Source organism: Levilactobacillus sp. HBUAS70063 (assembly GCF_038374745.1).
GTDB lineage: Bacteria > Bacillota > Bacilli > Lactobacillales > Lactobacillaceae > Levilactobacillus.
Window position 1 is genome coordinate 1 of sequence record NZ_JBANSM010000009.1, and the last position, 14,333, is coordinate 14,333.

6 protein-coding genes are annotated in these 14,333 nt (G+C 49.3%); all 6 read left to right on the plus strand.

Features of this window, described 5'->3' with window-relative positions:
- Positions 1–290: 290 nt before the first annotated feature.
- The 6 genes from V8I28_RS11915 to V8I28_RS11940 all read left to right on the plus strand — a co-directional run bounded on the left by V8I28_RS11915 (position 291) and on the right by V8I28_RS11940 (position 14,254).
- A complete protein-coding gene (locus tag V8I28_RS11915; protein WP_341780313.1) occupies positions 291–1,661 on the plus strand; it encodes an MFS transporter in 1,371 nt (456 codons plus the stop codon).
- Between the two features lie 14 nt (positions 1,662–1,675).
- Positions 1,676–3,724 (plus strand): glycoside hydrolase family 31 protein, encoded by a 2,049-nt coding sequence (locus V8I28_RS11920; RefSeq protein WP_341780314.1) that lies wholly within the window; start codon positions 1,676–1,678, stop codon positions 3,722–3,724.
- A 328-nt stretch (positions 3,725–4,052) separates the two neighbouring features.
- Positions 4,053–6,224 carry a MucBP domain-containing protein gene (locus V8I28_RS11925; protein ID WP_341780315.1) on the plus strand — a complete coding sequence of 724 codons (2,172 nt, stop codon included), beginning with the start codon at positions 4,053–4,055 and terminating at the stop codon, positions 6,222–6,224.
- 282 nt (positions 6,225–6,506) lie between these two features.
- Positions 6,507–9,116 (plus strand): MucBP domain-containing protein, encoded by a 2,610-nt coding sequence (locus V8I28_RS11930; RefSeq protein WP_341780316.1) that lies wholly within the window; start codon positions 6,507–6,509, stop codon positions 9,114–9,116.
- 240 nt (positions 9,117–9,356) lie between these two features.
- A complete protein-coding gene (locus tag V8I28_RS11935; RefSeq protein WP_341780317.1) occupies positions 9,357–11,465 on the plus strand; it encodes a MucBP domain-containing protein in 2,109 nt (702 codons plus the stop codon).
- Between the two features lie 425 nt (positions 11,466–11,890).
- Positions 11,891–14,254 (plus strand): MucBP domain-containing protein, encoded by a 2,364-nt coding sequence (locus V8I28_RS11940; protein ID WP_341780318.1) that lies wholly within the window; start codon positions 11,891–11,893, stop codon positions 14,252–14,254.
- The last annotated feature ends 79 nt before the right edge of the window (positions 14,255–14,333 follow it).

Consider the following 14,333-nt stretch of genomic DNA (forward strand, 5'->3'; position numbering starts at 1 on the left):
CTCCTAAAAAATGGGTTTGTGGTAAACACCATTTTAAAGGAAGCTGATCTTTTTTGTCCGAACAGCGTTCGGATTAATTTTACAATCTACCGTTACCACTTGTAAAAAAGGCCAGAGGTTTAGACAAATCAAAGGTGTAATAAGGCATTGTGGGTTCCTCCTAAAGTTAATGTGGCTTAAGTTCCTTTTTGACACAATAAGTATAATGTCATGCATTTTATTCAGGTCAAACACCAGTTACAATTAACAACGTAAGCGCTTGCAAATAAATTACAAAGGGAACGGGACTTATGGAAAATCAAACTACAGGGGTCACCCAGACCGATAATGTTAAATTGTCATGGCGGGAACGAATCGGTTTTGGACAGCTCGATTTGGCCGGACAATTAGTTTTTAACATGATTACGGTATATTTATTATACTACTTTACGGACGTTGCATTAATTCCTGTTGGAACAGCTGGTACAATTTTGTTTGTAGCAAGAATATTTGATGCATTAGATGCACCAATTTGGGGGACATTAATTGATATGACCCATACTCGTTGGGGTAAAGCCAGACCATATTTTTTGTGGGTCATTTTCCCATTCACAATCAGTGCTATTCTAACATTCTCAGCGCCTAGTTTATCATTACATGCAAAAATCTGGTATTGTGCCATTACATATATTTGTACTGGAGTTTTGTACACGGGGTTAAATACACCGCTAGCCACTGTTTTACCGCTCTTAACTCGTGATCCACAAGAACGTTTGACTTTAAACTCCATCCGTATGACTCTGGGACAAGTTGGTGTCTTAATTGTTAATGCGTTTGGACTTCCCCTGGTTGCATTCTTTGGAAAAGGGAACAAAGTTGCTGGGTTTCGTGGGACCATCATCTTATTTGCTTTAGTCGGGATGGTATTGACCCTATTCTCATTCGGAAACATTAAAGAGCGTGTAAAGCCAGTTGTTCAAAAAGTTTCAATTAAAAAGAGTGTACGAGCAATGAAGAATAACTGGCCATGGGTAATTATTATTATCAGTAACTTATTCCTTTGGATTGCGTTAACGTCACGTTCATCAACGATTGTGTATTACATGACGTATAACTATGGAAATCAAGATATGACGTCTGTTCTCAATAGTATGAAAGTTATTCAGGTAGTGACAACACTCTTAATTCCGTTGTTTGCCCGCAAATTATCTAAGAAGATTATCTGGATTACCGGTCTAGTCATGTGTATTGCTGGACAATTAATTATTGGGGTCGCAGGTATGAACTTACCAATTATTATTGCAGGTTGGTTATTAGGATGCTTAGGAATTGGTTTTGCTGTAACAATGCCATTTGCATTGATTGGTGCAAGTGTCGACTACGGAGAATGGAAAAATGGAATTAACGCTGCGGGATTATTGACCGCAATTGGAACTTCATTCTGTATTAAATTAGGTAGTGGAATTGGTGGAATGATTTCGGCTAAAGTTATGGCGGCTTTTGGATATGTTGCAAATAAAACGCAAACGGCAGCTGGATTACAAGGTATTAGCATTTCCTTTGTGTGGGTTACAATTATTGCGTTAATTATTGCAATGATTCCATTGTTCTTCTACGGGAAATACGAACGTCTTGAAAATCAAGTGACGGATGATTTAAATGCACGTAAAGCCCAAGCGTAGAAAGAAGGAGAATAATGATAGTTGCTGAAGATAATAAGTTAGTTTACGAAAATGAAGGAGAACACTTGGAAATAATTCCTTGGGGAACTGATGGGTTCCGAGTTCGCTCCACCAGATTTCCTATGTTAAGTACAGAATCAAATGCACTTTCTATGGATGTAAGTCATAAGGCAACTCAATGTTTAGTTGAAGGAAGCCGTGGCGAAATCACTAATGGAAAAATTAAAGCGGCAATAAATGGACGCGGAAAGATTACACTTTATAATCAAAATGGTGCAATTGTCCTTGACGAATATCAACGTAGTCGTAATGCAACGATGAAAAAGGGTGTGGATAAAGACAGGACAACGCGATTCAATAGTGCGCTAAAGATTGAGCCACGGATGTTTACTGGCATTGCAGGGGGTGATTTTAAATTAACACTACGTTTTGAGTCTGATCCGGATGAGAAAATTTTTGGAATGGGCCAATATCAGCAGGATAACTTGAATTTAAAAGGCACTGAATTAGAATTAGCTCAGAGAAATTCTCAGGCGTCTGTACCGTTTATGATTTCTAACCTTGGCTATGGATTCTTATGGAATAATCCCGCCATAGGTCGTGTCAGTTTTGGGAAGAATATTACGACTTGGGAAGCAGAAGCCACTAAAGAACTTGATTATTGGATAACGGTAGGTGATACGCCACAAGAGATTGAACGGCATTATGGCGAGGTGTCGGGAACAGTGCCGGAAGCTCCGGACTATAGCCTAGGTTTTTGGCAAAGTCGTCTTCGCTATCGAACGCAGGAAGAATTATTAAAGGCTGCTCACGAATATAAAAGGCGTCATTTACCCATCGATGTGATAGTTATCGATTACTTTCATTGGCCAAAGTCTGGTGAATTTCGTTTTGACAGTAAATATTGGCCAGATCCAGAAGCAATGTGTAAAGAACTAGAAAAGATGGGAATTAAGTTAATGGTTTCCATTTGGCCTACGGTAGACAATACGGCAACTACTTTTGATGAACTAAATGAACGAGGGCTACTAGTTAGAGCCGACAGAGGGCCTCAGATTATGATGGACTTTCTAGGCAATAACGGATTTGTTGATTTTACCAATCCAAAAGCCCAAAAGTATGTTTGGAATCTGGTTAAGCAGAATTACTATGATAAAGGTGTGACACTGTTTTGGTTGGATGAAGCAGAACCAGAATATAGAGCATATGATTTTGACAATTATCGTTACTATGAAGGGTCTGCTTTAGAAGTTGCTAATAAGTATCCAGTAGGATTTTCTAAAGCATTTTATGATGGCATGTACGCTCAAGGTGTTAAAAATCCAATGAATTTGGTTCGATGTGCGTGGGCAGGAAGCCAAAAGTATGGGGCACTTGTTTGGTCGGGCGATGTGGATTCTAGTTTTAAATCACTTCGTAACCAATTAGCTGCGGGGTTAAGTATGGGAATCGCTGGTATCCCGTGGTGGACAACTGATATTGGTGGCTTTCACGGTGGTGTTGATACAGACCCTGAATTTCAAGAGTTAGTAACTCGGTGGTTCGAGTTTGCTACTTTCTGTCCAGTAATGAGGATGCATGGTGATCGGGATCCACATACAGAACCATTAGGAGATGGTGGTGGCCGTCAACCGTCAGGTGCAGAAACAGAAATTTGGGCTTATGGTGATAAAGCATATGATATCATGAGACGCCATTTGAGTATTCGTGAAGCACTCAAGCCATATTTAAGAAAACAAATGGACACGGCCCATAAAAGTGGGGACCCTGTTATGCGACCGCTGTTCTTTGACTTTCCAGATGATAATGTTTGGGATATAACTGATGAGTATATGTTTGGTACAGATATTTTGGTAGCACCAGTATTGTATGCAAAACTTGAAAAGCGTCAGGTATATTTACCAGGAAATTCTGATATAAATTGGATTGATGTATACACTGGGGAGAAGTACTCTGGCGGGACGACTATTGAGACTGAATTGAAATTGGACCATTTGCCAGTATTTATAAGAAGTGAAGAATTACTCGAAGCATTTAAACCTTATCATAAAGCTAATGATTAAATTGGTTTAGAGAATACGGCTGGGATTGTCCCAGCCGTATTTTTTAGACCATGATTCTATACTTTCATTGAGTACCCAATAATAATCGTGACTTATGTGTAAGAAATTTTACGTACGATTAATATAATTATAGGATACGACATTTTTAATTTGTCGACTTGTCAAGCAATGCCACGTATTGTAAATATTAACGCCTATATACTAGATATTTTACCCCTTTCTAGGTATACTAAGGGCAACGTGCAGGCTTCATCTTTGAGCGGCTAACTGTTTGATGCATCACACAAATAGGATACTTTTCTGAGCAATCATTGAGGAGGAACAAACAATGACTAACTCACCAAGCGCCACCCAACGAGGGAAAACCTGGCTTTACGCCGGTGTCATTTCAGCCGGCTTGAGCTTGGGCTTCCTGGGAACTCAGGCTACGACCGTCCATGCGGCTACGCCCACGGTTCCCGACAAGTCAGTGACAACGGACGGAACGACTCAAGAAACCCGGGTAACCCTGAGGACGACGCCAGCTCATACGCAAACGGCGGATGGCGCCACTGTAGCTGAGTCCGAGCAGACGACCGAACCCGTAGCGGAGACGGATTCGGTGCAAGACGAGAGTCTAGAACAGAATGAAAATGTAAGCGATAACATTAATGACGTTGATTCCGACGACACGGAAACTGCCGGCACAACGCCAGTAGTGGATGAAACGACAGAAACGGTAGAAGCGGCCGAATCAGCAGAACCAGCAGAACTAGCAGAACCAGCAAGATCAACACCAGATACGACGCCAGCGGCTTCCAAACGAGCCGAGACAGCGGCGGTCGCAGCGTTAGCGGCCAAAGCGGCGAGCCCCGTTGCGGTGACCGCGAAGACCACGCCACAGGTAAAGGCCGAGATTGACCAGTGGATGCCCAACGAGACGCTTCAGGATTTAGTTTGGCAGACGCTGAAATATTATAACAAGGACCGCACCTGGGCGAGTGCCAAGGACATCACGCAGGAGGACATGCTGCTGTTGACCGAGCTCAGTGCGCAAACTTTTCTGGTGTCGTTGTATATCGATGGCCAGTCCGAGTTTTCGCTAGAGGGCTTGCAGTACGCCACCAACTTGGTGAAACTGGACCTCTACAACAGTTTGAATATTCCGAACAACGCGATGCGTGGTGACATTGTGGATATTTCGCCGCTCAGTGCGTTGGTGAACCTGGAGTACTTGCAGCTGGGCGGCAACCGGATCAGCGATATCCGGCCAATTGCGAAGTTGGAAAGAATCACGGAGTTAATTATCGGGACGAACTGTATTGCCGACTTTTCTTCGTTGAACGCGGCGCAGTACACCAAGAAGCTAAACATAGAGGGTCAGGTGCTGAATCCGGCGGTGGTTTACGTCAACAAGAAGACCCGGACCTATTCCCTGACGAATCCTATGAAGGCGCCGCAAGGAATGACGCTGTCTCCGGCGCCCGTAAAGTCTGTGATGGGCATTCCGATTTTTCCCATCGGCGTTGCGGACAAGCCGCTAGCTAGAATTTACTACAACGGCGCCGCCAGTCAGAAAGTCGTGGGCGATCAAATTGTCTATACCGGAATCGTCGATCAGAAGATGCCCGGCGTGACTACCAGTCCATTCCCGGGATATGGCGCCTACCCAAGCGATTACACCTACTATCTGATTTCGACCTACGAGACTTCGGATGGTGCGAAGACGATTAACCTCTTCACGCCGTATATTCTGGCCGATGAGGCTGAACCGGTGACGGTGAACTATGTGGATGAGCAGGGCGTGGCCTTGAAAGATCCAGTAGTTCTGACCGGGATGATCGGTGAAACGTATGTCGCGGTGGCGGAAGACTTTGACGGCTATACCCTGACGGAGACGCCGGTGAATGCGACCGGTAAATTTGGCGAGGAACCGGTGACCGTGACCTTCGTTTATCAAAAGGACGGGGAAGTCACGCCACCCGTCGATCCCCAGCCGGATACCACGGTGACGATTACGGTGCAATTCCTGACGGCCGATGGGGTCAAGGTCGCCGCTGATCAAACGCTGACGGGGAAAACGGGCCAGAGCTATACCACGTCACCCGTGACGGTGGCTGGTTATGAGCTGGTGACCACGCCGGCCAACGCCTCCGGCACATTCGGTGAGACCGATGCCACAGTGACCTATCTCTATGCGGCGGTGGTCGATGAGGGCGATGGCGACCAGATCACGACCGATCCGGATGAGGTTAACCCGGGCGGTGATGACGAGGCAGACGGTCAGGTCACGGTGGATCAGCCGGACACGTCGACTGGTGGTCAGGGCGACCAGGTCTTGGCGACTAGCCAACGCCCAACGGGAACGGATCAAACAGCCACGCAACCCCTAGCAGCGCAAAAATCCCGGCAAACGGCAACGACCCTACCACAGACGAATGATCGGGCCATTTCTCCGATTTGGGGAGTGGGCCTGTTACTCGGCTTAATTGGATTCTTCGGTTTCAGACGGAAACGGTAAAGCTAGATGTTTCAAGAGACACCCCGCTAAGTTGGCCCAAACGGCCGACTGGCGGGGTGTTTGTGCATTTCACCGGTAATCGGTAGCGCGACGAACCAATAGAATTGTGGACAATCAAGTGTCAACTTTCACATGAATTTTTTTGTTTTTTAACTATTTTCTCTCCGGACCACTCTTTTCGGATATACTCACGTCATTGGTAAACGGTGGTTGTCCGCGACAAGACCGTTTCTCAAAGCATTGTCCATGACATCAGTTATTAAAATTTAGGGGAGTAAATGAATGCATAAATCGATGGGGACCAAGACACACTATAAAATGTATAAAAGCGGTAAAGCTTGGGTTATCGCCGGCATCGTGACCGGCTGCTTAGCCGTGGGGGGCGTAACCGCCCAGGCCGATGAACAGGGGACCACGACCACCGAAACGGCGGTGGTGACTCAGCCGGCCACATCAACACCAGTAGCCAATACCGCGGGGAACGACGCCAGTGCGACCGAAACGCCAGCGGGCGAGGCACCAGTGGCAGAAGCGCCAGAGACTGAAGGTTCGGTGTCCGAGACTCCCGTGGCGGAAACGCCGCCGGTAGAGACACCGGAGACGCCGGTAACGGAAGCGCCAACGCCTGAGGCACCCGCCACGGGAGACTCGGCAGTAGACACGCCGGTCAGTGAAGTACCAACGCCGGAAGCGCCGACAGTGGAAGCGCCGGCCACGTCAACGACGGATACCCCAACAGTGGACACGCCGGCTACAGACACACCGGCCGCAGAGGCACCAGCGTCGGAAGGACCAGTAGGCGAAACGCCAACTGCGACAGCCCCCGTGGTGGACACGCCGGTGATTGATGAAAGTATCGACGATGCCACTCAGGCGCAGGACGCAACGACCAGCGAAATGGATAGCTCGGCGGCTGAAACGGTCACCAAGCCGGCATTTGACGAAGAAGTGGTCGCAACGCCCACGGCACCCGTGACGCCAGAAGTGACTACGCCGGCCGTAGTTTCAGAGGCGCCAACCGCTTCGGTCGATACCGTACCGATGACGCGGCCGGTCGTGGAGTTGGCCCGGCCCGTTCAACCGGAGATGCTCTCAACCATGGGGGCCAGTCACACCACCGCGGCCGTGGCGATGGTCCAAGCGGAGATGCTTAAGCCAGCCACCATGAAGGAAACGCACGCCCCAACGGCAACGACCATCGACGATTGGATGCCGAATAAGGTCTTACAGCAGGCGGTCTTGCTTCATTTGCAAAGGCTCACCGGGGTCGATAAGCAGTGGCATAGCGTGGCCGACATTACGCAAGAAGACCTGCAACTGCTCAAGAAGTTACTGGTTTTAGGAAATGACGGCTTCGATACCTATATCGACGGGCATACGGCCTTCTCGCTGGAAGGACTACAATACGCTACCAATTTGGAAACCATCATGATGGAAGCCTCATTGAATCATAAGCCGGGGGCCTTCTTCGGGGATATCGTGGACGTGTCACCGCTGGCAAACCTACAGCATTTAACGACGGTCCACCTGCAACACAACCGGATTGAAGACGTCACGCCGCTGGCCAACTTGCAAAATGTCACGAGCATGGCACTGGCGTACAATCACATCCATGATTTCTCGCCGCTTAAAGGGAAGCCGTACGAAGATTTTACCTATACGGGTCAATTTATTTTCTTGGACCCGCTGATGGTCAACGATGCCGACAGGGAAGGCCACTTGCAGATTCAATGCACGACAATTAATGGTGACGTGGTGACGTTAACGGCGGGAATGGCGTTGGCTGAGCCGGTCTTCTACACCGATGAAGCGGGACACACCTACCACGTTTACTATACGGGGGGGAATCCTAAGCCGGATGGTCAAGGCGGGATTTACTACACCAACATTCAGAATCAGAAGCCGGGGGCCACGGAATTCCCGGGTGCACCGAACGTGGCCGTTTTACCGGACTACTACTATCTTACCGGAAATTATAAGCCGAGCCCTGGTGTAGTAGACTTCGCGGTTGTTCAACCTTACGTGATCTCGCATGCGGCGAACAATGTGACGGTCCACTACCAGGACCAGGAAGGCAATCCGATTGCGGACGATGTTGTGCTGAAACCAGGTTTGGTCGGCGAACACTACACGACGACGGCGCCGGAACTGCCGGGTTATACGTTGACGACGACGCCTGAAAACGCCAACGGCACATACAGCGACGAGGCAATCGACGTGACGTACGTGTACGCCCTGGTTGAAGATGGCGACGAAGATACGAATACGCCGGGCGAAACCCCGGGTGGTGAAACGCCAGGAGGTGAAACCCCAGGAGGTGAAGCGCCAGGAGGCGAAACCCCGGGTGGCGAAACGCCAGGAGGTGAAACGCCAGGTGGCGAGACTCCAGGAGGCGAAACGCCGGGTTGCAACACGCCAGGTGAAACCCCAGGAGAAACACCAGGTGGCAACACGCCGGGCGAACAACCAGGCACCGGTGGTCAAGACGACAATGGCTCCGAAGGTGATGGTGTTGTCTCGGAAACGCCAGGCGGTAACCAACCAGGCACGAGTCAACCAGAATCTCCAGTTGCGGACGATGAAGGGAGTTCGGAAGCCGGGACGGAAGGCGATACGGTTTCGACTGGCCAGGGTACGAGTAACGGCAGTACTGGCGGCACCACGACTACGGTCGCACACACAACTGCTGGACACCCCGTTCAGTTGGCAACCGGCCAGAGTGCTGCGACCGCAGAGACTGCTCCAGCAAACGACAATCAGCTGGGCAGTGGACTGGTACCGGATGCCTTACCACAGACAGATGAGCAAGCCACGTCCCCAGTGTTAGGCGTCGCACTGCTAGCCGGATTGTTCGGATTCTTAGGATTTAAGCTGAAACGTAAACACGAATGATTCGATTAAAGATCGCTTCTCTAGGTCACTAGGGAGGCGATTTTTTCGTGAGTCAGGACAATCTGGTAGCAGACTAATACGAATAATAAGGAATAAGATTGTAAAAAATCAAATATGGCACAATCCAGTTTGTTTTTTGATTTTCCGCCGATTAATTTAAAAGGTTTGCCTATACTGGATTTAGGTGGTTAACCACCTTGGATCATTTCCGAAAACGATGATAACTTGGGGAGTTTGAATATGTCAAAGAAAATTAGACAACATGTGCAGTATAAGCTTGATAAGAAATGGGTGATCGTTGGGGCCGTGAGTGGCTGCCTGGCCCTGACTTTCGATGGGCTAACCGCGCAGGCCAGCAACAGCGGTGAAGCGCGAATGAAAACAGCGGTTGTGGCGAATCCGTCAGGCACACCAACTAATGTTGTGTCGTTATCCGGGCAATACGATGGTGAGACTGACGATTCTAAAGTGCCTGTTGAAGCGGCCCCCGTGGTAACTGAATCGGTTGACCTTACCATTCAGAATGCGGAAAAGCCAGCAGTTCCGCAGCCAAGTGAGCAGGGACCGACAGATATTTCGTCCCAGTCGGTAGGGGATCCTTACTCAGAGTCACTGCCAATTTCGGCTGAGCGACCAACCCTGCATTCGGAGTCTACAGTATCCGCTGAAAATGTGGCTAAGCGACCGATTCGGCAAGAGCACGGTAAGGAGACCACTACAATGGGCGCCAGTCATGCGGTTCCCGCCGTGGCTTTGGTCAGAACTGAAGTGACTAAGCCGGTGACGGTTGCTACATCAACCGTGCCGGTTACCTCGGATATTGACCAGTGGATGCCGAATAAACGGTTGCAGGAAGTGATACTGTCGGCGTTACAGGAATTTCGTTCAGAAAACTTAGGTAGTGTGACGAAAGATTGGCAGAGTGTCACGGATATCGCGAAAGAAGACTTAAAGTTGCTCAGTGAAATTGTAGCAACTAATTACAGAAAGGATACTTATATTGACGGCCACACGGCTTATTCCCTAGAAGGACTACAATACGCAGTTAATCTCACAACACTGGTTTTGAGAACTGGAACAGACCAAGTCTCGAATCATGTGTTTGGTGATATTGTTGACATTACGTTATTGGCTAGTTTGTCGAAGTTAACGCATCTTGATCTCACAGGCAATCGAATTGAAGATGTGACTCCTCTGCTTAATTTAAAAAATGTGACGTCTTTGGATATAAGATCCAATCATATCCGTGATCTTTCACCACTTAAAGCGATGAAATTGAATTCATGTTATTGGGATAATCAATTAGTGACGTTAGAGCCGATTATTATTGATGGGGCCAAGCGAGAGTATCATTTACAGATTCAGTGCATTACGCCAGAGGGAAGTGTGTTAGAGTTATGGGCCGAGGATGATTCAGAAGTGGCCCCGCTAGTCTACACCAAAGATGAAGAATTCAGATATCGTGTCCTTTTTACTGGTGGTGTAGCAAATCCTGACGGTCAGGGGGGACTTTACTATACGAATATTCGTGACCCAGAGGAAGGGTTCGATGCGTATCCCTGGCCAGATGAGAATACGGACGATTATATTAATACCATAGAGTACGTACCGTATAAGTATGCTTTAACAGGGATGTATGGAAGTGGCGTGAATCCTAACTTTACGGTCATTCAGCCCTACACCCTGTCTCACCCTGCCGCCGCCATTACCGTCCACTATCAGGACCAAGAAGGCCAGGCCATTGCCGACGATGTGGTCTTGCCTCAGGGCCTGGTCGGTGCGTCATACACCACTCAAGCGGCCGATGTTCCGGGCTATACGTTGGTCACCACGCCAGAGAACGCCACGGGGACTTATGGGGATGACCCGATTGACGTGACCTACGTTTATGCGCTGGCGGAAAAGCCGGGTGGGCATCAGCCCGGATTACCGGAAATACCCAGCGTGAGCCAACCGGATACGGACTTGGACCATTCCAGTTCGGATCACTCGAATGGTGGCGGTGCGGTCACGCCAGAGACTCCCGACACTTCGTCTCCTGGCGACCAATCGGAACCAGTGGTGACCGGGGATGTCGAACTGCCCGCCACGTCTCTGGAACAGTCTACGAGTGGCGCGTCAGATACGTCGGTGTCCCCAATGCATCCGGTAAACGGGCAACCAGCCCAACTAGCCGTGGTGACCGGTTCTGCCGCACAACTAACGGAACCGACCACGCCAGCGATGGCAGCGTCCTCGGGTAAAACATCGCTCCCTCAAACTGGCGAACGAACGCGCTCACCACTCTGGGGTATCGCCCTATTAACAGGCCTATTGGGTCTCCTGAAAATTAGAAAGCGAGTAGAGTAAACGACTGGTTTGATAGTTGGACAAAGCAACTAAATCACCGTTAAATTAGGAACGATCCGACAATTGTTGGATCGTTTTTTAGGTCAGAAAGTGACAAATATTCGAATCTGAAACATAAATCACCACAAAAGTAGTGGCCAATTAATGTTTATGCCCATAAAACGACTGATGGCTGAACCATAAACCGGGATGGCTAAGTTAGCAATTGACCGAGCTGTGTAACGTTTTACGTATTCCCCTGATCGACCGCTTTCCAGAGATAAAAGACAGAATCTAAGCAACTGGTCAGGAAATAACCTATCTTTCACAAGTGAAACCGGTTACAATAAGATTGAATATAAAAATACACATATTGATAAATATGTAACATTAAAATTGACTAGGTAAAAATAGGTAGGGTTATAAATAATTAGGGAGGAAATATCATGCGTAACTGGGTACGGGATACGAAAGTCCATTACAAGAGCTATAAGGCAGGGAAGCACTGGGTCGTTGCCGGTATTACCGCGGCAACCCTGGGATTAGGCATGATGGGTGCCACCGAGACGGCCCAAGCTGATGAGGCTGCGCCTAACGCGGTGGGCGAGGAAACGGCCAGCGCACAAGCAGCTCAACCGGAGCAGAAGGCGACTTTGCGGACGCCAGTAACTGAAGTACCTGCCCAAGAGGCGCCCGAGAATGAGGCGCCCGCCAATGATGAGCAGGTGGTCACAGAAGAACCAGACGTTAATCCAGACGAGACGCCACAAGGAATTGTTACCGACGATAAGCCAGACGTTAATGAACCTGCTCAGCCGGAGACGCCTAAGACGCCAGAAACGCCAACGGCTCCGGACAATCCGGTCGAGACACCAGCAACGCCAGCCCCACAACAGCCCGCAACGCCGCAACCTGAAGACGTAAAGGGTGCCCCCCAAGAAGAAGTAACGCCGCAGACGCCAGCGCCGAAAATGCTACGTGCAATGGCCGCAAACGTTAAGGCCTCGCCGATCGATGGAATCGATGCTAGCGAGTGGATTCCGGACGCAACGCTCCGTTCCCTGATTATCAATCAACTGAATAAGCAAGTGCCCAAGTCGGGAATTACGGGCCAGCCGTATTATGTTGCGGATGATAGTAACCTCTATCGGTATGTTGGGGATTTAACGAGCTTATACGATTATGATATTAGAGGAACCGTGAACAGTCTGGAGGGGTTGTCCTATTTCCAAAATCTCCATACGATTAACCTGATTCACGTGAAGGTGGCCTCGACTGGCCTCATTGATTTTTCGGTATTGCCATTACTCGACGATATTAATATGAGTTTAACCGCTGATAACGGCAATCATGATTTCACGACGATTATGGATACGTATTTCTCTAAGAGTACGAACTTACGCTTCTTCCGGATGTGGGATAGTCATCTGACGGGAAATATTCCCGACTTGAGTAAATATTCCAAGTTGGAAATGGTCTATCTGCCCAATAACAACTTGACCGGTAGCATTCCCGACCTGAGTAGCATCCCTAATCTGTGGTCTCTCATGCTCAACAATAATCAGTTAACTGGTTCGCTGCCTGACATGGCGCACTGGCCAGCTCTCAGCGATCTCGATGTTTCTTACAACCAGCTATCGGGAGAGTTGCCAGATATTGGCAGTTGGCCGGCTCTTGAAGATCTCAACGTTTCCTATAATAACTTCACGGGGGCCTTGCCCGATTTGAGCCAGTTCCGTGGGACACTCACCTACATGTTCAACCGCCTTACCAATGGGGTCGTCACATTATTGGGTAAGGATAACCAACCCATCATAAACTATGGGGTCTACCAACGGTTGGACGGGAAGACCTTCAAGCTCAGTCAGGATAATCAGAGCTTTGATCCCGTGAGTGGCGTCGTCATGCGGATGCAGGACATGACGACCGGTCAACCCGATGAGAATGAGGGCGTCTGGACCGCGCAACTGGGTGGTCGTGTTGCCATCGCCTACGGGGACCTTAACCCGAACCTTCCAACTACCGACATTGCGAACTGGGCAACCACCACGGCCGAGGACGCCACGGGTTGGTTTGAAGTTAAATGGTACGGTGATCAATGGGGCTTAACCTTTACGCCAAAACAGGATGTGCCGGATGGCATGTACACGATTCAAGTGGTCAACCAGAGCTTTGGGACTAACTCTAACTGGGGGTACAGCGCCTATATCACTTTCAAGATTGAAAACGAAGTGCCGATTGATCCGGACCCTGGCAATCCCGATCCCGGCGTGACGACGGGGACGGTGACCGTCATCAATGTTGACCAGGACGGCAACGTCATCAGTCAATCGCAACAGACCGGGAACGTTGGTGACGCCTTTACCATCAACGCCCCAACGCTCGATGGTTATCGGCTAGTCGGCGATGGTGTGGCCAGCGGGACTTACACGGCGGCCAATCAGACGATTACCTTCACGTACCAGGCCGTTGAGTCCGGCGGTGATGGCGACGCGGTCGATCCCGATCAACCAGCTGTCGATGAGTCGAATAACGACGGTAGTGATGTCGTAACCGGTGGCGATGGCGACCAGATTGCCCCAGACCGGTTCACCACGACAAAGCCGGGCGCGGCAACCACGTCGCTGAAGACTGCGACTGGTGCGGCGGCCGCCCAAGCGACGACCACGAAGTCCGATGTCGCGACGGCGAAATCCGCCACAACTTTACCACAGACGGATGAAGCCACGGTTTCCCCGTGGGCCGGCTTGGCCTTACTGCTGGGCGGTGCGCTGACGGGCTTGGTATTGAAACGTAAGCGTAACCATTAACTCTTCAATTAACGGAGCGGCTTCGATGATGAATCGGAGCCGCTTTTTTCTGACGTATTTTGGAAAAACAATCGGCTAG